Source organism: Nonomuraea sp. NPDC049624 (genome assembly GCF_040675255.1).
Taxonomy (GTDB): domain Bacteria; phylum Actinomycetota; class Actinomycetes; order Streptosporangiales; family Streptosporangiaceae; genus Nonomuraea.
Genome location: NZ_JBFAOR010000010.1, coordinates 43653 through 64236 on the forward strand (window position 1 = coordinate 43653; position 20584 = coordinate 64236).

Annotated in this window: 19 protein-coding genes and 1 pseudogene; 12 read left to right on the top strand and 8 right to left on the bottom strand. The window is 73.4% G+C overall.

Annotated elements, in window-relative coordinates; translation table 11 throughout:
- Positions 1–6: 6 nt before the first annotated feature.
- Positions 7–771, bottom strand: a complete 765-nt coding sequence (locus tag AB0J76_RS36720) for an ATP-binding cassette domain-containing protein (protein ID WP_352323783.1) — start codon at positions 769–771, stop codon at positions 7–9.
- A gap of 369 nt (positions 772–1140) precedes the next feature.
- Here AB0J76_RS36720 and AB0J76_RS36725 point away from each other — a divergent pair, with 369 nt between their 5' ends.
- A complete protein-coding gene (locus tag AB0J76_RS36725; protein WP_352323784.1) occupies positions 1141–1392 on the top strand; it encodes a hypothetical protein in 252 nt (83 codons plus the stop codon).
- 102 nt (positions 1393–1494) lie between these two features.
- Complete coding sequence (locus AB0J76_RS36730; RefSeq protein WP_352323785.1) at positions 1495–2934, top strand: LCP family protein; 1440 nt, start codon at positions 1495–1497, stop codon at positions 2932–2934.
- Position 2935: 1 nt separating this feature from the next.
- Here AB0J76_RS36730 and AB0J76_RS36735 read toward each other — a convergent pair whose 3' ends face one another.
- Positions 2936–4105, bottom strand: coding sequence for a serine hydrolase domain-containing protein (locus tag AB0J76_RS36735; RefSeq protein WP_352323786.1), 1170 nt, complete (start codon positions 4103–4105; stop codon positions 2936–2938).
- Between the two features lie 155 nt (positions 4106–4260).
- On the opposite strand from AB0J76_RS36735, the pseudogene AB0J76_RS36740 reads away from it, so the two are divergent.
- The 5 genes and pseudogenes from AB0J76_RS36740 to AB0J76_RS36760 all read left to right on the top strand — a co-directional run.
- A pseudogene (locus tag AB0J76_RS36740) lies at positions 4261–4515 on the top strand (helix-turn-helix transcriptional regulator); the annotation flags it as partial.
- A 43-nt stretch (positions 4516–4558) separates the two neighbouring features.
- A complete protein-coding gene (locus tag AB0J76_RS36745) occupies positions 4559–5188 on the top strand; it encodes a TetR/AcrR family transcriptional regulator (protein ID WP_352323787.1) in 630 nt (209 codons plus the stop codon).
- Positions 5185–6804, top strand: a complete 1620-nt coding sequence (locus tag AB0J76_RS36750) for an AMP-binding protein (RefSeq protein ID WP_352323788.1) — start codon at positions 5185–5187, stop codon at positions 6802–6804. The genes AB0J76_RS36745 and AB0J76_RS36750 overlap by 4 nt, the downstream gene beginning before the upstream one ends.
- Positions 6801–7589: an enoyl-CoA hydratase/isomerase family protein gene (locus AB0J76_RS36755; protein WP_352323789.1), complete on the top strand. Its 789-nt coding sequence runs from the start codon at positions 6801–6803 to the stop codon at positions 7587–7589. The genes AB0J76_RS36750 and AB0J76_RS36755 overlap by 4 nt, the downstream gene beginning before the upstream one ends.
- Positions 7590–7770: 181 nt before the next feature.
- The gene (locus AB0J76_RS36760; protein WP_352323790.1) at positions 7771–9147 is read left to right on the top strand and encodes an amino acid permease; all 1377 of its coding nucleotides are present in this window, start codon (positions 7771–7773) and stop codon (positions 9145–9147) included.
- Here the strand turns inward: AB0J76_RS36760 and AB0J76_RS36765 are convergent.
- A complete protein-coding gene (locus AB0J76_RS36765) occupies positions 9118–9906 on the bottom strand; it encodes an SDR family oxidoreductase (RefSeq protein ID WP_364392293.1) in 789 nt (262 codons plus the stop codon). The two genes, AB0J76_RS36760 and AB0J76_RS36765, sit on opposite strands and share 30 nt — an antisense overlap.
- A gap of 23 nt (positions 9907–9929) precedes the next feature.
- The gene (locus AB0J76_RS36770; protein WP_352327143.1) at positions 9930–10532 is read right to left on the bottom strand and encodes a TetR/AcrR family transcriptional regulator; all 603 of its coding nucleotides are present in this window, start codon (positions 10530–10532) and stop codon (positions 9930–9932) included.
- A 125-nt stretch (positions 10533–10657) separates the two neighbouring features.
- Here AB0J76_RS36770 and AB0J76_RS36775 point away from each other — a divergent pair, with 125 nt between their 5' ends.
- Genes AB0J76_RS36775 through AB0J76_RS36785 form a run of 3 tightly spaced genes read left to right on the top strand, consistent with a single transcriptional unit; the run spans position 10658 to position 12917 of the window.
- Positions 10658–10885 (top strand): hypothetical protein, encoded by a 228-nt coding sequence (locus tag AB0J76_RS36775; protein ID WP_352327142.1) that lies wholly within the window; start codon positions 10658–10660, stop codon positions 10883–10885.
- Positions 10885–11226, top strand: a complete 342-nt coding sequence (locus AB0J76_RS36780) for a metalloregulator ArsR/SmtB family transcription factor (RefSeq protein ID WP_352327141.1) — start codon at positions 10885–10887, stop codon at positions 11224–11226. Before AB0J76_RS36775 ends, AB0J76_RS36780 begins: the two co-directional genes overlap by 1 nt.
- On the top strand, positions 11223–12917 hold the full coding sequence (locus AB0J76_RS36785) for a SulP family inorganic anion transporter (RefSeq protein WP_352327140.1): 1695 nt from the start codon (positions 11223–11225) through the stop codon (positions 12915–12917). Before AB0J76_RS36780 ends, AB0J76_RS36785 begins: the two co-directional genes overlap by 4 nt.
- A gap of 82 nt (positions 12918–12999) precedes the next feature.
- On the opposite strand, the gene AB0J76_RS36790 is transcribed toward AB0J76_RS36785, so the two are convergent.
- The gene (locus AB0J76_RS36790; RefSeq protein ID WP_352327139.1) at positions 13000–13947 is read right to left on the bottom strand and encodes a YafY family protein; all 948 of its coding nucleotides are present in this window, start codon (positions 13945–13947) and stop codon (positions 13000–13002) included.
- 82 nt (positions 13948–14029) lie between these two features.
- Between AB0J76_RS36790 and AB0J76_RS36795 the strand changes: the two genes are divergently transcribed.
- Positions 14030–14737, top strand: coding sequence for an alpha/beta hydrolase (locus AB0J76_RS36795; RefSeq protein ID WP_352327138.1), 708 nt, complete (start codon positions 14030–14032; stop codon positions 14735–14737).
- Between the two features lie 26 nt (positions 14738–14763).
- Here AB0J76_RS36795 and AB0J76_RS36800 read toward each other — a convergent pair whose 3' ends face one another.
- The gene (locus tag AB0J76_RS36800) at positions 14764–15450 is read right to left on the bottom strand and encodes a response regulator transcription factor (protein ID WP_352327137.1); all 687 of its coding nucleotides are present in this window, start codon (positions 15448–15450) and stop codon (positions 14764–14766) included.
- A gap of 17 nt (positions 15451–15467) precedes the next feature.
- Positions 15468–16646 (bottom strand): sensor histidine kinase, encoded by a 1179-nt coding sequence (locus tag AB0J76_RS36805; RefSeq protein WP_352327136.1) that lies wholly within the window; start codon positions 16644–16646, stop codon positions 15468–15470.
- Positions 16647–16786: 140 nt separating this feature from the next.
- Here AB0J76_RS36805 and AB0J76_RS36810 point away from each other — a divergent pair, with 140 nt between their 5' ends.
- Positions 16787–18334: an alpha/beta hydrolase gene (locus tag AB0J76_RS36810; protein ID WP_352327135.1), complete on the top strand. Its 1548-nt coding sequence runs from the start codon at positions 16787–16789 to the stop codon at positions 18332–18334.
- A 51-nt stretch (positions 18335–18385) separates the two neighbouring features.
- Here AB0J76_RS36810 and AB0J76_RS36815 read toward each other — a convergent pair whose 3' ends face one another.
- Positions 18386–20542, bottom strand: coding sequence for an alpha-L-fucosidase (locus AB0J76_RS36815; protein WP_352327134.1), 2157 nt, complete (start codon positions 20540–20542; stop codon positions 18386–18388).
- Positions 20543–20584 lie beyond the last annotated feature (42 nt).

The window sequence follows — 20584 nt, forward strand, 5'->3', positions numbered from 1 at the left end:
TGGTCCTTAGGCTTTCGTGCCGACGAGGGTGAGGAAGACGTCCTCCAGGGTCGGTTGCTTCTCGACGTACTCGACCTTGGCGGGCGGGAGGAGTTGCTTGAGCTCGGCGAGGGTGCCGTTGACGATGATCCGGCCCTCGTGCAGGATCGCGATCCGGTCCGCGAGCTGCTCGGCCTCGTCCAGGTACTGGGTGGTGAGCAGTACGGTGGTGCCCTGGGCGGCGAGCTCCTTGACGGCCTGCCACACCTCGATGCGCGCCTGGGGGTCGAGGCCGGTGGTCGGCTCGTCGAGGAAGATGACCGGCGGGTCGCCGATGAGGCTCATCGCGATGTCGAGACGGCGGCGCATGCCGCCCGAGTACGTCGCCGCCTTCCGGCCGCCCGCGTCGGTCAGCGAGAACCGTTCGAGCAGGTCGTCGGCGATCTTGCCGGGGTTCTTCAGGTGGCGCAGCCGGGCGACCAGCACGAGGTTCTCCCGCCCGCTGAGGATCTCGTCCACGGCGGCGAACTGGCCGGTGAGGCTGATGGACTCGCGTACCTGGGCGGCCTGCCCGGCGACGTCGAGGCCGTTGACCATGGCCGTGCCGGCGTCGGCCTTGAGCAGCGTGGCCAGGATCTTCACCAGCGTGGTCTTGCCCGCGCCGTTCGAGCCGAGCAGGGCGAAGATGCTGCCCCGCGTCACCTCGAAGTCCACGCCGCGCAGCACGTGCAGTTCCTTGTACGACTTCTCCAGGCCGTGCACCTGGATCGCCGGAGCTTGTTGTGTCGTCATCACTTGGCCCTGTCTTCTCTTCCGGGGGGTCTCGCCGTCGGCGGCCGCAACTACTCGGTGGTGCTGACTACCGGCTATATAGTGTCACGAAGTACTGGTACCTAGCAACACCGAATAGCTGTGATCGTCCAGATGTTCATGGCGTTCACCTTCGCGGGCGGCGCTGACACCGCGCGGACGCCGTGCTGACACGGCGCGGCCGCCTTCTGACGCCGTCAGGCGCGGCGGAATGAACCTTTCATCGCCTGCGGGACGTTCGCGCTGGTCGCCGCGACCGCGCGAGGGTCGTCCTTGCGGTGCGGACAAGCCCTGTCGTGCAATTCACGGTGATCGCTTCACACCATCCGACCCTTGATGAGGGGAGAGCCGATGCGTCGCGCAATCACCGCCCTGGCGCTTGCCGCGGTCAGCGCCCTGGCGCCCGTCCTGGCCATGAGCACGCCGGCGGACGCCACGTCCACGCTCCAGGTCGTCTACACCAGCCTGCCGTACGACGTCTGCGTCTCCTTCGGCCGGTCGGGCCAGCAGAACGGGCGCTGGCAGACCTGGTGGTGCAGCACGCACTACCCGCAGAACTATCCGGGCTCCACCACCTACGACCTGTGGGCGTACGTGGACTGACGCCCTTCTTCCGCATATTCCGCCGGATAAGTTGCGTACATGGGCAATCAGCCCCGAACCTATGATCTCGGGGGACGTACCACATAGAGATCATGAGGGCGGATGGGCACCAAACGGGGCGCGGGGGCAGCCATCGGCTGGGCAGCGCTGTCGATCGTCATTCCGGGCGCGGCCCATCTGCGGGCCGGGTACCGCCTGCTCGGGTTCGGGCTGCTGGGGCTGTTCCTGGCCGCGGGCGTGGCGGTGGCGCTCGTCGTGGCCTCGGCGGGTGGGGTGGCCATGGCGACCCAGGCCACCTGGGCCTCGGCGATCAGCGGTGGCGCCATCGGCGTCGGCGTCGCGTGGGGGCTGCTGGTGGTCGCCTCCTACACCGTGCTGCGGCCGCGGCGGCGGCTGGTCTGGTCGGACGGCGTGGCGCTGCTGCTGGTCGCGGCCGTCGTGTCGCCGTTCGTGGTGGCCTCGCAGACGGTGTCGGAGGTCGACGCCACGCTGACCGACGTGTTCAACGCGCCCGAGCCCACGCCCATCAACCACGCCGACCCGTGGGCCGGCCGCACGAGGGTGAACATCCTGCTGCTCGGCGGCGACGGCGCGCGCGGCCGCAACGGGACGAGCATCCGCACCGACAGCGTCAACGTCGCCAGCATCGACGTCAGGACCGGCGACACCGTGCTGTTCGCGCTGCCCAGGGAGATGGAGAACGCGCCCTTCCCCAGGGGGAGCGTGATGGGCCGGCTGTTCCCGCCGCCCAAGGGCTTCTACATCGCCGGGGCCGGGCGGGAGTCGGAGGACCTGCTGAACGGCGTCTGGGCCTACGCCGACACCCACCCCGCGCTGTTCCGCAACTCGCCCACCCGGGCCCCCGACGCCGTCAAGGGCGCGGTCGGCGAGATCCTCGGCCTCAAGATCGACTACTACGTGCTCGTCAACATGTGGGGCGTGGCCCGGCTGATCGACGCGCTCGGCGGCGTGCGCATCCACGTCGAGCAGGACATCTGCTACGGCGTGGGCCGCAGCGACGGCGGCGTGATCAAGGCAGGCACCCGGCGGCTGAACGGCAACGACGCGCTCTGGTACGGCCGGGCCCGCGACCACGACGGCTCCAACTGCGCCGGAGGCGACAACCACACCCGGATGCGCCGCCAGCACTGCGTCATCTCCGCCATGCTCGACCAGCTCGACCCGGCCAACGTGCTGCTGAAGTTCAAGCAGCTGGCCGGGGCGGCCCGGCAGACGTTCCGGACCGACATCCCGCGCGGGCTGCTGCAGGACCTGGTGCCGCTGGCCGACAAGGTGAAGGGCGCCCGGGTGGGGACGTTGTCGATCGTCCCACCGCGCTACAACCCGGCCTATCCGGACTTCCCGCGCATCCGGGCCGACGTCCGCAAGGCCATCGTCCGCTCGCACCGCGCGCCCGCCACTGTCGCCGCGGGCACGCCGTCCGCCCGGCCGACCCTCTCGCCGTCCACCCGGCCGTCCGGCACGCCCACCAGGACGGCGATGGCGTCGTCGGGGAAGCTGGCCGACTCCTGCGTGGCCTGAGCTACGGGCGCGCGCAGGGGCCGGTGGGCGCCTTGCCGAGGCTCACCCGCAGGGCGTTCTCGATGAACTCGCTGTTCTGCTTCTTGGACACCGTCTCCGCCTGGGTGAGGGTGCCGGTCATCGCGAGCCGCTGCTTCGGCAGGTAGACCTGGAACGCGCCGAAGAAGCCGCTGTGCCCGTAGACGGCTTCGCCCGTCGCGGTCAGCCGGGCGATGCCCAGCCCGTACGGCGAGCCGGCCTTGACGCTCTGCGGGGTGCTGCGCAGCATCGTCCGCAGCGTCGCCGGGTTCTTGAAGACCTTGCCCTCGAACAGGCCGCGCATGAACCGGTTGAGGTCGGCCCCGGTGGAGACCAGGCCGCCGCCGCCGAACGTGTCGAAGGTCGGGTTGTAGTCGTAGGTGTCGCGCTCGCCGAGGTAGTTGTGGGCGCGCGGGCCGCGGTGCGGCTCCCACCACTCCAGGTACGTGCGGTCCATCTTCAGCGGCTGGAGCAGCAACGACCGGTACAACCGGTGCAGCGGCTCGCGGCCGGCCTTCTCGATGACCATCCCGGCCAGGACGTAGCCCGTGTCGGAGTAGTGGTAGCCCTTGGCGGGAGCGAAGTAGGGCTTGCCCGACCGAAGCGCCCAGTCCACCAGCTCCAGCGGTTTCCAGGTCTTGTCCGGATGGTCGAGCACGTACTGGAACCACTTCTCGTCCCCCACGTAGTCGTACAGACCGGCGGTGTGGTCGAGGAGCTGCCGGACGGTGATCCGCGACCCGTACGGGATGCGCGCGACCAGCTTCCGGTCCAGGTACTCGCTGATGTGAGCGTCCAGGCGCAGGTCGCCGCGTTCGGCGAGGCGGAGCGCGACGGCCGCGGTCATCGTCTTGGTGACGCTGGCCGCGCGGAAGGCGTCGGAGCTGCGCAGGGCGCGTCCGCCCAGCTCGTACACGCCGGCCGCGCCGTCGAAGGCCCGGCCGGGGCCGGTCACGGTGAGGATCGCGCCGGGCACGGGCGGCTTGACGACGCCGTCCAGCAGGCAGCGCAGCTGCTCGTCGGTGGCGTCGGTGGCGTCGGTGGCGTTCGTGGCGCTCCGGGCCGCGGTGGCGGGAGCGTGCGCCGTCCGGGCGTGGGCCGGGACGGCGAGGCCGCCGCCGAGCACCACGCCGGCCAGGACGGCGCCGAGCACGCAGGTTTTCTGGGCATGGTGATGATTTTTTGACCGCATGGCCAGGATTTAATCCAGATGGTATGAGTGAGACAAGAGGTTCACCCGGATCTTGCGGTTTCCCGCACCGAGGAGGTGCCGCCATGCCCGACCCCGGCTGGGACGAGTCCCTGCTGCCCCGGGAGCGCGAAGTGCTCGCCCTGATGGCCGAGGGCTGGTCCAACACCGGCATCGCCGACCAGCTGTACGTGTCGCTGAGCGCGGTGGAGAAGCACGTCACCGCGGTGTTCGCCAAACTCGGCCTGCCCGCGTCGGCGGCCGGCAACCGCCGGGTGCTGGCGGTGCTGCACTACCTCGCGGCGACCGGCCGGCCCGGGAGACGGCCCGGGAAACGGCCGGGCGAGGGGTGGGGGAAACCGCACAGTCGGTGAACGGGGCTTGCCGCACGCCGCCCGCCGGGCTTGAATCCTGGCCATGCGGTCAAGAATCGATCAGGACGGCCAGAAGAAGGCCTCGTTCATCGAGGAGGCCCGGCGGCGGCAGATCGTGGAGGGCGCCATCTCCACCATCGCCACCGCCGGGCTGCCTCAGGCGTCGCTGGCCCGGATCGCCCAGGACGTCGGCGTCAGCAGGGGCGTGATCTCCTACCACTTCGCCGGCCGGGACGAACTGATCCAGCAGGTCGTCAACGCCCTGTTCACCGAGACCAACCGGTTCATCAAGGCCCGGGTGGATCGGGCGCCGGACGCCCCGCACCGGCTGCGCGCCTTCATCGAGGCGAGCTTCGAGTTCATGGCGGCCAACCGCGCCAACTTCGTCGCGCTGGTGGACATCTGGGGCAGCTTCGGATCGCCCGAGGCCAAGCGCCGCTTCAACGCCGACATGTACGACCCGTGCCGCCACCACCTGGAGGGCATCCTGCGGCGCGGCCAGGACAGCGGCGACTTCCGCGACTTCTCGCCGCGCACGCTGGCCGCCACCGTCCAGGGGGCGATCGACGGCGTCATGCTCCAGTGGGTCTTCGACGAGGAGGCCGTCGACCTGCCCGACTGCGCCGCCGAGCTGGTGATGATGTTCGACATGGCCACCCGGCGGCGGGCGTGACGGCCGCGCCGCCGCCCGGCGGGGGAGCGGCCGGGCCGATCGCGGGCGGCCCCGGCGGGGGAGCGGCCCGGCGGATCCCCGGGGGCCTCGGCGGGTTGCTCCGGGACCGGGCCGCCGCCCACGGCGACCGGGTGCTGTTCCGCTTCGACGGTGTCGAGACCACCGTCGCGCAGGTGGATCAGCGGACCGACCGGCTGGCGGAGGTGCTGGCCGCGCACGGCGTCCGCCGCGGCGACCGGGTCGCGGTGATGCTCGCCAACGGCGTCGGCTTCCCGGTCGCCTGGCTGGCGATCGCCAAGCTGGGCGCGGTGATCGTCCCGCTGAACCCCGGGTACCGCAGCGCCGACCTGGCCCACGTCGTCAAGGACTCGGCGCCGGTGCTGGCCCTGGCCGGCTCGGCCGCCGCGGCCGGGGCGCTGCTGGCGCTGGGCCTGGGCGAGGTCGGGCTGCTCGACCCCGCCGACGCCGGGCCCGCGCCCGAACCCGTCCCCGCGGGCGCCTTCGACGCGGGGGCCGAGACCGCCGCCGCGCCCGGCGCCCCCGACCTGCCCGGCGTCGGCTGGGACGACCTGCTCAACCTCCAGTACACCTCGGGCACCACCGGGTTCCCCAAGGGCTGCATGCTCACCCACCGCTACTGGCTCCACCTGGCCGAGCTGGCGGCCGACGTCGCCGCCGTCACCTCGGACGACGTGGACCTCACCGCCCAGCCGTTCCACTACATGGACCCGCAGTGGAACACGGTGCTGTGCCTGCTGACCGGCATCCCGCTGGTGATCCTGCCGCGTTTCTCCGCCTCCGGCTTCTGGCCGTCGGTGCGCGAGCACGGCGCCACCTTCTTCTACGTCCTCGGCACGATGCCGCTGCTGCTGCTCAAGCAGCCGCCCGACCCCGAACGGGATCGGGCCCACCGCGTCCGGCTCGTCCTGTGCTCGGGCATCGCGCCCGCCCTGCATGCCGCGATCGAGGCGCGCTGGGGCGCGCCCTGGCGGGAGGCGTACGGCAGCACCGAGGCCGGGGTCGTGCTGGCCGTCCGGCCGGAGGACACCGCGTGCGTCGGCACCGGCGCCATGGGACGGCCCGTGCCCGGCAAGGAGGTCAAGATCGTATTGGAGGACGGATCCGACGCCCCGGACGGCGAGGTCGGCGAGATCATGGTCCGCGGCCGGCCGATGCTGACCGGCTACTGGAACCGGGACGAGCCGCTGCTGCGCGACGGCTGGTACCCCATGGGCGACCTCGGCCACCGGGATGCCCGCGGCCACTACCACCTGGTCGGGCGGCTGAAGGAGATGATCCGGCGCGGCAGCGAGAACATCGCCGCCGCCGAGGTGGAGGCGGTCCTGGCCGGCCACCCGGCCGTGCGCGCCGCCGCCGTGATCCCGGTGCCCGACGAGCTGTACGGCGAGGAGGTCAAGGCGTTGGTGCAGGTCGCCGAGCCCGTCGAGCCGAACGAGCTGGTGGCCTACGTCCGGGCGCGGCTGGCCGACTTCAAGACGCCGCGGTTCGTGGAGTTCGTCGAGGCGTTCCCGATGACGCCGTCCGAACGCATCGCCAAGCACCTGCTGCCGCCCGGACGGGACGGCGCCTACGACGCCCGGGAGGGAAACCGATGAGCACCGATCTGCGGGTGCGCCGCGCCGGCTCGGCCCTGGTGGTCGCCTTCGACCGGCCCGAGGTGCTGAACGCCTTCCGGCAGCGCACCTACGGCGAGCTGGTCGCCGTCCTGGACGAGGCCGCCCGCGACGACACGGTGGGCGCGCTCGTGCTCACCGGCACCGGCCGGGCCTTCTCGGCCGGGACCGACCTGAAGGAGGCCGGCGCGCAGCTCGCCGCCAGGTCGGACGCCGACCTGGTCGAACGGATCGCCGCCCTCCAGGACCTCACCCGCCGCTTCACCACCCACCCCAAGGTGATCATCTCGGCGGTCAACGGGATCGCGGTCGGCGTCGGCGTGGAGCTGGCCATCGCCAGCGACCTGCGGCTGGCCGGCCACGCCGCCTCGTTCGCCTTCAAGGAGGTGCACCGCGGCCTGTTCCCGAGCAACGGCGTGCTGTACTCGCTGCCCCGCCTGATCGGCCACGGCCGCGCGGTGGACCTGCTGCTGTCCGGCGAGACCGTCGGCGCCGCCGAGGCGTACCGCGCCGGGCTGGTCAGCAGGCTGGTCCCCGACGCCGACCTGCTCGACACGGCGCTGGAGCTGGCCGAACGCGTCGCCGCCGCGGCGCCCACCCCGGTACGCCTGATCAAGCAGGCCATGCGGCAGGTCTGGGAGCTGGACCTGGAAGAGGTGCTCGACCTGGAGACCGAAGGGCTGCTGGCCTGCCTGCGCGGCCAGGACGTGCTCGAAGGCGTCCGCTCCTTCGTCGAACGGCGCCCCGCCGTCTACCGCGGCCACTGACCGCGGCCACTGACCGCGGCCACTGACCGGCGCCGCCCGTACCGCCCCCGCGATCAACCAGACCCCGGCCCGTGCATGGGCCGGGGTCCGACCTCCCCTATCCGAGAACAGCAGGGAGCCGAACGCCATGACCGGGCACGACAGCGGGGGATCGCTCCACCGCGGACTCAAACGACGCCACATGACCATGATCGGGCTCGGCGGCGTCATCAGCGCCGGCCTGTTCGTCAGCAGCGGCAAGGTGATCGCCGACACCGGCCCGGCGGCGCTGGTCGCCTACGCCCTGGGCGGCCTGATCGTCGTCCTGGTGATGCGGATGCTCGGCGAGATGGCCGCCGCCCGGCCCTCGGCGGGCTCGTTCGCCGACTACGCCCGTACCGCGCTCGGGCCGCGCGCCGGGTTCCTGGTGGGCTGGTGCTACTGGCTGTTCGCGATCGTCGCCGTCGCGTTCGAGGGCGTGGCGGGGGCCAAGCTGCTGCACTCCATGTCCGGCGCCGTCCCCGTGCTGCCGACGGCCGTCGCGCTGCTGGCGGCGCTCACCGCGGCCAACCTGGTCTCGGTACGGCTGTTCGGCGAGACCGAGTTCTGGCTGGCCTCGGTCAAGGTCGTGGTGATCGTGGCGTTCCTCGCCGCCGGGGCGCTGTACGTCCTGGGCCTGTGGCCGTCCGGCGGGGGCGCCGGCCTGACCGCGCTGACTGGGCACGGCGGGTTCGCCCCCAAGGGCTGGGGGGCGGTCCTCACCGCGCTCGTCACCGTGCTGTTCTCCTACTTCGGGGCGGAGATCGTCACCATCGCGGCGGCCGAGTCGGCCGAACCGGCCAAGGAGGTCGCGCGGGCCACCCTGCGGGTGGTCTGGCGGGTGCTGATCTTCTACGTCGGCTCGGTGCTGGTCATCGTGGCTGTCGTGCCGTGGGACCGCGTCCCGGCGGGCGGCGCGGACAGCCCGTTCGCCGCCGCCATCGCCGAGCTCGGCGTCCCCGGCGCGGCGACCCTGATGACGTGGGTGATCCTGGTCGCGGTCGTGTCGGTGATGAACGCCGCGCTGTACGCCGCCTCGCGCGTCCTGTGCGCGATGGCCGCCCGCGGCGACGCTCCCGCCGCGGCGGTGCGGGTGCGGGCGTCCGGGGTGCCCGCGCCCGCGCTGCTCGGCGGCGGCGCGCTCGCGCTGGCCCTGATGGCCGGTGCGTTCGCGGTCGGGGACGACGCCTTCGACCTGCTGATCAACACCGCCGGGCTGCTGGTGCTGCTGCTCTACGTCTTCGTGGCGCTCAGCCAGCTCCGGCTGCGGCGGCGTATGGAGGCCGAGTCGCCCGAACTGCTGCGGCTGCGCATGTGGGGCTTTCCCTGGCTGAGCCGGGTGGTGGTGGCGCTGCTGGTGCTGGCGTTCGCCGCCGTGGCCTCCTCCGCCGAGGCGCTGCCGGTGGTCGGGGCGGTCGCCGTGGCCGTCGGCGGCACGCTGCTCGCCTACGAGATCAGGTCACGCCGCCGCAAGCAGGGCCGATCGGCGGCCCCAAGCGCGTCTGCGCCGTCAGCGCCAATGGAGGTCGCCGATCAGTGACGCCTCCGCGCCGCCGTCGGCGAAGATTATCTGGCCGGTGACGAAGCGGTTGTCCGCGCCGGTGAGCCAGCACAGGAGCTCGGCGACCCACTCCGGCCGCCCGGGGAAGCCGCCGAACGGCTGCGGCGCCGCCGCCTCCACCGCGGCCCGCACCTCCTCGCTCGCGAAGATCCAGGCGGCCGCCGGCGTGTCCACGACCCCGGACGCGACGGCGTTGAGCGCGATGCCGGCGCCCGCCCACTCCGGCGTCGGGGCGGCCCTGCGCACCCATCGGTTCAACGCGCGCTTGGCGATCCCGTAGGCGCCGGCCGGGCCGCCGCCGGACGGGTCCGCCTCGACGAGGGCGACGGCGGCGGCTTCGTCGCCGTCCAGGCAGGCCCGCATGACGCGCTCGTCGGCAGGGGCCAGCGACGAGGTCGACGACACGACCACGGCCCGGGGAGCCTGACTCCGCGCCAGCAGCGGACGCAGACCTTCGAGCGTCGCCACCGCCCCGAAGTAGTTCGTCGCGAGCAGCCCCGTCCTGCCGCCCCCGGCGACGGCGAGCACCGCGTCGACGGCCCCGGCCGCGCTCACCTGCTCGACCAGCGACCGCCGGCCCTCGGGCGTGGACAGGTCGGCCTGCACGTCGGCGTCGTCGAGGTCGCAGCCGATGACCGTGGCGCCGCGGGCGCGGAGCAGGGCGGCGGTCGCGGCGCCGATGCCCGACGCCGAACCGGTGACGACGTACCTCCGCCCGGCGATCCCTTCAGCTGACATCGTGTTTCCCTTCCGCACCGGTCTCAGGACCTCTGGCTCGTACTGCGGTCGAAGAGCTCGACCAGTTCGTCCGCGCAGCGGCCGGGTTCGAGCCCGGCGGCGAGCAGCGGGACGACGCCGTCGATCGACGCCCGCAGCGCCGCCGCCATGACCCGCGGGTCGAAGGGGCGGAAGACGCCGGCGCGCTGCCCGTCCGTGAACAGGCCGGCCAGCCGGTTCAGCGACTCGGTGTGGTGCCGTTCCCAGACGTCTTGACCGCTGTTGAGCAGGATCTGCTGGAGCGCCCGGACCTGCGCGGAGTGGGCGGCGATGAACGCCACGTTCGCCCGGATGGCGGTGGCGAGCAGTTCGCGGGCGCCGGTCGCGGCCTCCACGGCGGGACGCACGTGGGCGTCGGCGTCGGCGGCGATCTGGTCGGCGACGGCCGCGAACAGCTCGTCCTTGCTGGAGAAGTGGTAGGTGATCAGCCGGCTGCTGCTGAGCCCGGCCTCCTTGCAGATGGCGTCGAACGTGGTCGCCTGGTAACCGCGCTCGCCGAGCAGGGTGATCGCGGCCCGGATGATCTGCTTCCTGCGGGCCGCGGTCGCCGCCTGGTGAGGGCCTGGCGGGCGTTCGCTGTTATCCATGGAGATAACGTTATCTGGATAGATAACAAATGGGCAAGTTTCGGCTCTGAGGTATAGGAGTTGCGAATTTTCGCAATTCGTTTAACACTTATCTCGTCAAGACAGGCATGAAGGCGGGGGACAGTGTGAGCGAGGCGTTCGCTGCGGCGATCCGGCGCCGGGTGGATGAGGCGGCCGGCGCGCTGCGCGCGGCCGAACAGGACGGCGACGCCGACGCCGCGCTGTCCGCCGCCGGCGGGCTGGACGAGGTGCTGCGGATGGCCCGCGCCCACGGCGTGGACACGGACGAAAATCCCGGCGCAGACCCCGGCGCAGACCCCGCCTCGGCCCGCGAGGGACGGGAGGCGCGCTGATGTCCGTCCCCCTGTACGAGGCCAAGGCCGAGCTGTTCCGGCTGCTCGGACATCCGGTGCGGATCCGCGTGCTGGAGCTGCTCCAGGACGGCCCGATGCCGGTGCGCGACCTGCTGGCCGAGATCGAGGTGGAGCCGACCGGTCTGTCGCAGCATCTGGCCGTGCTGCGCCGCTCCGAGCTGGTCACCGCCCGCCGCGACGGATCGACCGTCGTGTACGCGCTGTCCGGCGGCGACGTGGCGGAGCTGCTGCGCGCCGCCCGCCACCTGCTGCAGGCCAAGCTCTCCGGCCGGCACGCGCTGCTGAACGAGCTGCTCGAGTCGGAGGCCGGCGAACGGTGACCTCAGTGCTCCGGGCGGGCTGGGCCCGTCTGCGCCCCGTCCTGCCCGGCCGGGCCGATCTGGCCGCCTTCGGCCGTCATCCGCGCCGCGACCTGCTGGCCGGGCTGACGGTGGCCATCGTGGCGCTGCCGCTGGCGCTCGGCTTCGGCATCTCCAGCGGGCTGGGCGCGCAGGCGGGGCTGGCCACCGCGGTGGTGGCCGGCGCGCTGGCGGCGGTCTTCGGCGGCTCGGCCCTGCAGGTGTCCGGGCCGACCGGCGCGATGACGGTGGTGCTCGTCCCGATCATGCACGCGCACGGCGCCACCGGCGTGCTGACGGTGGGGCTGCTGGCCGGGCTGCTGCTGCTCGGCCTGGCCCTGGCACGGGCGGGCCGGTTCATGATGCTGGTGCCCGCGCCGGTGGTGGAGGGGTTCACCCTGGGCATCGCCTGTGTGATCGGCATGCAGCAGGTGCCCGCCGCGCTCGGCGTGCCCACGCCTGAGGGTGACAAGGTGCTGGCCGTGGCCTGGCAGGCGGTGCGCGACTTCGCCGCCCGTCCGCACTGGGCCGCCCTCGCCATGGCCGCGGCGGTCACGGCGCTGATCCTGGTCGGCGGACGCCGGCGGCCCGCTGTGCCGTTCTCGCTGCTCGCCGTCGCCGCCGCCACGCTCGTCGCGGAGCTGGCGGGGTTGCCGGTGACGCGCATCGGCGCCCTGCCCGCGGGGCTGCCCGCCCCGTCCCTGGAGTTCCTGGACGTCGCCGCGCTGAGCTCGCTCGTCGCCCCCGCGTTCGCCGTGGCCGCGCTCGCCGCGCTGGAATCGTTGTTGTCGGCCGCCGTCGCCGACGGCATGAGCGTCAACCACCGGCACGACCCCGACCGCGAGCTGTTCGGCCAGGGCGTCGCCAACCTGGTCGCCCCGCTGTTCGGCGGCGTCCCGGCCACCGGCGCGATCGCCCGCACCGCCGTCAACGTGCGCGCGGGCGCGTCCTCACGGCTGGCCGCGCTCGCGCACGCCGCGATCCTCGGCGTCATCGTGTTCACCGCCTCCGGCCTGGTCGCCCGCATCCCGCTGGCGGCCCTGGCGGGGGTGCTGCTGGCCACCGCGGCGCGGATGGTCGAGGTCGGCTCGGTGACGTCGATGCTGCGCTCCACCCGGGCCGACGCCGTCGTCCTGGCCTCGACCGCGGTCGCCACCCTCGTCCTCGACCTGGTCACCGCGGTCATCCTCGGCCTGATCGTCGCCGGGGCCCTCGCGCTGCGCGCCATCGCCGGGAACGTGCGCCTGGACACCGTCCCCCTGCACGCCGACCTGCCCGGCGACCACGCCGCCGAGGAGCACGAGCTGCTGGCCGAGCACATCGTCGCCTACCGGCTGGACGGGCCGCTGTTCTTCGCCGCGGCGCACCGCTTCCTGCTGGAGCTGTCGGAGGTCGCCGACGTCTCGGTGGTGATCCTGCGCATGTCCCGCATCACCACGATCGACGCCAGCGGCGCCCTGGTGCTCGGCGACGCCGTCGCCCGCCTGGAACGACGCGGCATCACCGTGTACGTCTCCGGCATCCGCGACGGCCACCACCGGCCGCTGCGCGCCCTGGGCGCGATCGCCCGCCTGGACGAGGCCGGCCAGGTGTTCGCCTCGACCCCGGAGGCCATCGCGGCGGCCCGCCGCCACCTCCACCGCACCGGCGTCCTCCCCGCCCCCATCGGCTGACCACCGACGAAGGCGGGACGGGCCGACGTGGCGATCAGGGACGGACCCGGACGGACCCGGCTGGCGCCTTCGCCGGCCCCCCTCATTCGGGGGTCTGGTCCAGCAGGCTCTGGGCCAGGCGGCGGACGGCTGTGCGCAGTTCCGGCGGCGACAGGATCGTGAACGGGAAGCCGAGCCCGGCGAGCATGGTGGCCATGCCGTCCAGGGACTCGGCGCGCATCCGCAGCAGGACGCCGTCCGGCGTCTCGGTGAGCGTGGCCACCGACGGCGGGACGCGACGGGCCGCCTCGGCGAGGGGCACGCCCAGGACGACCTCGACGGGATGCGCGTACGGCACCCGGGCCAGCGACGCGGTGACCTGCCGCACCGGGTCGGACTCCTGCGGGATCTCGTAGGAGGCCGTCCCCGGGACGACGGAGGAGATCCGGTCGAGGCGGAAGGTGCGCAGCTCGCCGGACAGGTGGTCGAGGCCGGTCACGTACCAGCGGCCGGAGTGGAAGACCAGGCCGTGGCCGTCCAGTTCGCGTTCGGTGGTGGAGCCCTTCCAGGAGCGGTAGCCCAGCGTGACCCGGCGGCGGTCGCGGATCGCGGCGGCCAGCGTCAGCACGGCCCGGCTCGCGGGCGTCCGCGCCGCGCGGGCGGCGAGGGTGAAGTCGAGGGTCTCCTCCAGCGCGCCGGCCTGCTGCCGCAGCGTGGCCGGCAGCACCCGGCGGATCTTGGCCAGGGCGGCCTCGGTGGCTTCGGCGGCCAGGCCCAGGCGGCGTCCGGCGAGCAGGCCGAGGACCACGGCGGTGGCCTCATCGTCGGTGAGCATCAGCGGCGGCAGCTTGTAGCCGGGCATCAGCCGGTAGCCGCCGTACCTGCCGCGCTCGGCGGCGACCGGGATGCCCAGGTCGGCGAGCCGGACGGCGTAACGGCGGACGGTCCGTTCGTCCACGCCGAGCCGCTGGGCGAGGTCGCGGCCGCCCAGCACGTGGTGCGCCTGGAGCAGTTCGAGCATCGCCAGCATCCGGGTCGCCGGATATGACACAGGTCACCCTCTCAATCCGGGCGGGTTCTGTCCGCTTTCGGCTTTAGCGTAGCGACATCGGCTCACTTGGAAGGACGACGAGATGGCGAACTACGTGCTGGTGCCCGGATTCTGGCTCGGGGCCTGGGCCTGGGACGAGGTGGCGCACGAACTGCGCGCCGCCGGGCACCAGGTGCGGGCGGTCACCCTGACGGGGGTGGCGGAGCGGGCCGGCGAGCTGTCGCCGGAGGTCGGCGTGGAGACGCACGTCGCCGACATCCTGGCGGCGATGGACGGCTGGGACGAGGTCGTCCTGGTCGGGCACAGCGGGGCGAACGTCCCGGTGACCGCGGTCGCCGACCGGCATCCCGAGCGGCTCAGCCGGGTCGTCTACGTGGACGCCGGGCCGCTGCCGTCCGGGGCGGCGGTGATCGACTTCAACGACGAGGACACCCAGAAGGCCTGGCGCGCCCAGGTCGGGGACGGCCACGCGCTCGACGTGCCCGCCTACGAGCAGGGGGCGGGCAAGTTCGCGGGCCTGACCGAGGAACGATGGGAGCAGATCCGCGCGAAGGCGACGCCCCAGCCGTGGGGCGCGGCCGTGCAACCGGCGCAGCGGCCGGAGCGGATCCCGACGACGCCGAAGACCCTGGTCGCCTCGACGATGCCGATGGCGATGATCCGCGAGCTGATCGACTCGGGGAACCCGGCGTTCGCCGCGCTCGGCACGCCCGAGTGGACGTTCGCCGAGCTGCCGACCGGGCACTGGCCGATGTTCTCGCGCCCGGCCGAGCTCGCCGCGCTGCTCTGACGTCCCCGGGTGCCGGAAAGGCCGGGTCAGCGCGGCTTTCCGCGGACGGGGGGCTGCTCGGGCGGGCGCGGCGTGCCGTCCAGGTAGGCGAGCACGGCGCGGACGCGGCGGTGGCCGGAGTCGTCCGGGGACAGGCCGAGCTTGGCGAAGACGTTGCCGATGTGCTTGTGGACGGCGTTGTCGGAGATGCGCATGCGCTCGGCGATGGTGGCGTTGTCGTGCCCCTGCGCCATGAGGGCCAGGGACTCCCGCTCGCGGGCGGTCAGGGCGGCGAGGGGGTCGTCGGCGCGGCGGGCGAAGAGCTGGGCGACGACTTCGGGGTCCATCGCGGTGCCGCCCGCCGCGACCCGCCGCAGGGCGTCGACGAACTCGGCCACCCGGCCGATGCGGTCCTTCAGCAGGTAGCCGATGCCGCCGCGGCCGTCGGCGAGCAGTTCGCCGGCGTACTCGCGCTCGACGTACTGCGAGAGCACCAGGATCGGCAGCGCGCCGTGCTCGCGGCGGGCCCGCAGCGCGGCGTGGATGCCCTCGTCGCGGAACGACGGCGGCAGCCGCACGTCGACGATGGCGATGTCGGGGTGGTGCTCGGCGACGGCGAGCAGGAACGCCTCGCCGTCGCCGACGACCGCGACGACCTCGCAGCCCCTGGCCGCCAGCAGCAGCTTCAGCCCGCCGGCCAGCAGGACGTTGTCCTCGGCGATCACGACCCGCAAGGGACCTCCTTCGACGGTCACGGCGCGCACGGCATCCGGACGGCGAGCGTGGTCGGGCCGCCCGGCGGGCTGTCGAGGCGCAGCGTGCCGTCGAGGGCGGCGACCCGCCGGCGGATCCCGGGGATCCCGGTGCCGCGCGTCTCGTCGGCGCCGCCCCTGCCGTCGTCGGCGACCTCGATGGACAGCACGTCGCCGGCCCGCTCGATCCGCAGGGACGCCCGCGTGGCGGCGGCGTGCTTGGTCACGTTCGTCAGCGCCTCGGCGATCACGTAGTAGGCCACCGTCTCCATGGACGGCGGCAGCGCCCCCAGGTCGGCGAGCTCGATGTGCACCGGCACGCTCGACCGGGCGGCCAGCGCCGTCAGCGCGCCGTCGAGCCCGCGGTCGGCCAGGATCGGCGGGTAGATCGTCTGGAGCACCGCGCGCAGCTCGGCCATCGCCTCCTCCGTCGTCTCGTGCGCCTCCTGGAGCAGCAGGGCGACCGTGTCCGGGTCGTCGGCGAGCGACTCGCGGGCCAGGCCCAGGTGCATGGCGATGGTGACCAGGCGGGCCTGCGTCCCGTCGTGCAGGTCGCGTTCGATGCGCTGGAGCTCGGCGCCGTGGGCGTCGACCACGCCGACCCGGCTTCTGGTCAGCACGTCGACCCGCTCGGTGAGCCGCTCGCGGGCCGACGGCGCCAGCAGCGCCAGGGACAGCCGCGCGTGCAGCCGGGCCAGCGCGGGCAGCCCCCACCAGGCCGCCGCGCCGAGGACGACGATCTGGGCCGACCCTCCGGCCAGCGCGGTCGCCCAATCGTCGACGGGGACGTCGAAGAACGAGAACAGCGTGGGACGCGCGTCCGCCGGGAACGCCTGCCACGCGACCATCGCCACGGCGGCGACCACGATGTTGCCCAGGCACAGCAGGGCGGCCAGCCCGAGCGGGAACCCGGTGGCGACGTGCGCGAGCGCCCAGGCGAGATCCCGCCGCCCGCCCGGCGCCCCGCCGGCCGGGACGCCGAGCAGCCGGCCGGCCCGCCGGCGGTGCCAGGCCGCCCAGCCCCGCCCCGCCGCCGGCGCGAGCAGCACCGGGAGCGCGAGCGCCGTGGCCACGGCGGTGGCCAGCGTGCCCAGCAGGTAGGCCGAGCCGGACGCCGGCCGGGCGAGCGAGCCGGACGACGGCCAGGACCTCGAACCGGGGAAGGCGCGGTCACGCATGCGCACCTCCTCCTGACCTGCGTACACCGGGGCACCAGTATCCCGTCACCGTTCGCGGCCGGACACTACAGCGGGCTGTACCAAGGGCGTGCGGCCGGCTGTATCGTGCCGGGCGGCCGGCCGGAATAGCGTCCCCGGCCATGAAACCGACCCGTGTGCGGCCGCTCGGCCGTCTGGTCCGGGCCGTCGCCCTGATCGCCCCGATCGCCCTGTCCGCCGCCGTCGCGCCCCCGGCCGCAGCCGCCGCCGGAGCGCCCGCGGCGACCGGCCGGAAACCTCCGGCGCTCGACTGGAGACGCTGCTCCCAGGGCCCGGACGACGCCGTCGGCAGGCAGCTCGACCAGGCGGGCGGGCGCTGCGCGGAGCTCGCCGTCCCGCTCGACCACTCCAGGCCGGGCGGCCGCAGCATCAAGCTCGCGCTGTCCCGCATCCCCGCGAGCGACCGCGCCCATCGCATCGGCACGCTGGTGCTCAACAGCGGCGGCCCCGGCGAGAGCACGCTCGGCATGCCCCTGCGGACGCGCGCGGCCATGAAGGACCTCGCCGCCCGGTACGACGTCATCGGCCTGGACCCGCGTTTCGTCGGGCGCAGCACGCCGCTCGACTGCGGCTGGCCCATCGGCCTGTGGCTGCGCTCGGCCGGCTCGACCCGCGCCCGGTTCGACCACCAGGTGGCGGTGCAGCGCGACCTGGCCGAACGCTGCGCCCGGCGGCACGCCGACGTGCTCCCGTACGTCAACACCCGCGACACGGCCCGCGACATCGACCTCGTGCGCCGCGCCCTGGGGGAGCGCCGGATCTCCTTCCTCGGCTACTCCTACGGCAGCTACCTGGGCGCGGTCTACACCCAGATGTTCCCCGGCCGCACCGACCGGGTGGTCCTGGACAGCGCGGGCGACCCGGACAAGTGGGGCCCGAGGGCCATGCGGGGCACCGAGGACGAGGCGGACCGCGCGCTGCGCGCCTGGGCGTCCTGGGCCGCCGGACGCGACGGCGCCTACGGGCTCGGCGCGACCCCCGCCCGGGTGCTCGCCACCGTGGACGCGATCGTCGTCGCCGCGGCGGAGCGTCCGCTGCGCGTCGGCGCGTACGAGGTGGACGACCAGGCGGTCCCGTACCTGCTGTCCGTCGGCTCCGCGAACGACCGTCCCGAGGCCCGCGCCGAGTTCGCCGCCACCGTCCGGACCCTGAACGAGGCCGCGCACGGCCGCCCGGCCGAACCCGGCGCCGAGCTGGCCGGGTTCCTCGCGTTCGTCCTGACCAGCGCCGGTTCGCCGCTGGCGAGCCCGGCCGCCGCGATCACCTGCGGCGACCGGGCCGCGCCGGGCGACCCCGACGTCTACTGGGACGACGTCCAGCGCAGCCGGGCGCGGCACCCGCTCTTCGGCCCGGTCAGGAACAACATCTGGCCCTGCGCCTTCTGGCCCGCCCCGCCGCGCGAGCGGCTGACGCACGTCGCCAACCCCACCCCCGCGCTGATCGTGTCCGCCACCGGGGACACCGCCACCACCTACGAGGGCAGCAAGGCCATGCACCGGGCGCTGACCGGCTCCCGCCTGCTCACCCTGCGCGGCGCCATCGCCCACGGGATCTACGGCGAGTACGGCAACGCCTGCGTGGACGCCAAGGTCAACGCCTACCTGGCCACCGGCGCACTCCCCGCCGCCGACCAGACCTGCCGCCCCTGACCGCCCCGCCGATGGGCAGGCCGGTCAGGGGCTGGTGGTCCGCCGCCTGCGTCAGCGGCCTCTCACCCGTACCTCGGCCAGGGCGAGCGGGTCGGTGCCGGAGGAGAGCTGGATGCGCACGTGCCGGCCGGTGGTGCCGGCGGGCAGCTTGACCGTGCTGGGCCGGCCGGCCTGTTCCTGCACGTGCACGGCGGTCACGCCCGGCGTCGTGCGGGCCGCCTCCAGGCCGTCGGCGGTGATCGGCTGCTCGGAGGACATCACCCAGTAGTCCCGCAACCGTTCGGCGCAGCAGTCGGTGCGGTTCCAGATCTCGACGCTGTCCAGGGCGGCCGAGGCACCCAGGTCGACCTGCCACCAGGCTTCCCTGGCCGGTTCCTGGGTGTGGGTGACCGAGCCGTTCCAGAAGCCGCCGTCGGTGTTGCCGTCCACGGCCCGCGCGGCCGGGGCGTCGTAGCCGGTGCTCTGCTGGGTGGCCGGCTTGCCCTGGGCCAGGTTCGGCAGCACCACCGAGACGGGGATCCGGTACGCCGCGCGCAGCCGTCCGGACTTGAGCGTCGCCTGGATGCCGAGCGCGGCGGGCTGGGCTCCGGGCGGCACGGTCACGGTGACGGGCACCTCGGTGCTCGCCCCGGCCGCCAGGTGGCCGAGCCGGGTGCTCGCCGGGGTGACCGTCCACCCGTCGGGCGCGGCGAGGGTCAGCGTGGCCGCGCGCAGCGGCGTGGAGCCGGGGTTGGTGACGGTCACCTTGCCGGTGACGCTCTCACCGGCCTGCACGTGCTCGGGCAGGTCGGTGCCGAAGCGCGGCAGGGCCGTCACGCCGGGCGTCTCGATCTTGAACGAGTAGGCGTACTGCCCGGTCTCGGCGGGCGTGGTGACGACCACCCGGCCCTGCTCGTCGCGCTGCCACGGCAGCGGGCCGGCGTCGGAGCCGAGCAGCGTGATCCGCGTCCCGGGGCCCGCCGGCACGTCCGCGCCCAGCGTCAGCTGCTCGCCCGGCCACTTCAGCGCGGTCGCGTACAGGACGCCGTCCTTGACGGTGTACCGGACGTCGTCGGGGCCGCCCTTCTCCTCGGCGCGCGTCCAGTACGTGGTGCCGTACATGGCCTCGCCGTTGACCTTCAGCCAGGAGCCCATGTCCAGCAGCCGTTCGCGCTGCACGTCGGGGATGGTGCCGTCGGCCTTCGGGCCCACGTCCAGCAGCAGGTTGCCGTTCTTGCTGACGATGTCCACGAAGGAGTCCACGAGCTGGTCGGAGGTCAGGTAGTCCTCGACGGGCTCGTTCTGGTTGTAGCCGTAGGAGTGCGCGATGCCGCGGCTGGCCTCCCACTTGACGGGGTCGATGTCCGGCTTGACGGAGTACTCGGGCGTCTGGAAGTCCAGCTCGTGGCTCTCCAGCGCGCCGCTCTCGATCTTGCACCGGTTGGCGACCGCCACCTCCTTGCCCTTCTTGGCCGCCTTGTTGTAGTAGTCGGCGATCACCCCGGCGGTCTGCCACTGGGCGGCCGAGCGGTCCCACTGGCCGTCGCACCACAGGATGTCGGGGTCGTAGCCGTCGATCAGCTCGCGCATCTGCGGGAGCATGTAGTCCTTGACGTAGTCGCCCTGCTGCGGGGCCCCGGTGTAGGGCACCGGCTGCCCGGTGTACGGGTTGGTCGCCGGGTGGCCGGTGAACAGCGGGTTGTACCACTCCATGAGCGAGTAGTAGAAGCCCGCGCGCAGCTTGCCGTCGGCGCGGGCCGCGGTGAACAGCTCCTTGGCCAGGTCCCGCTTCGGGCCCAGCGCCATGGTGTCGCGCTCGCTCACCTTGCTGTCCCACAGGGCGACGCCCTCGTGGTGCTTGGAGGTGAGGACGAAGTACTTGGCCCCGGCGTCGTTGAAGAGCTTGACCCAGTCAGCGGGGTCGAACTTCTCGGCCTTCCACTTCTCGGCGAAGCGGTCGTAGGCGAAGTCCGGCCCGTAGGTGTCCCGGTGGTAGCTGTTGGTCGCGTTCCCGGGGGAGTTCATGTAGTACCAGTACCACTCGGCGTAACTGCCGCGCGGACCCCAGGCCGGGACGGAGTACGCCCCCCAATGGAGGAAGATGCCGAACTTGTCGTTGTTGAACCACTTAGGGGTCGGGTGACTGTTCAGGGATTCGACGGTGGGCTCGTAGGGGCCATCCGTGGCGGCCTGAGCGGGAGCGGGAAGACATCCGATGACACTGAGCATGGAGACGGCGAGAAGTCGACGTAAGCAGGCCATGTCCACTCC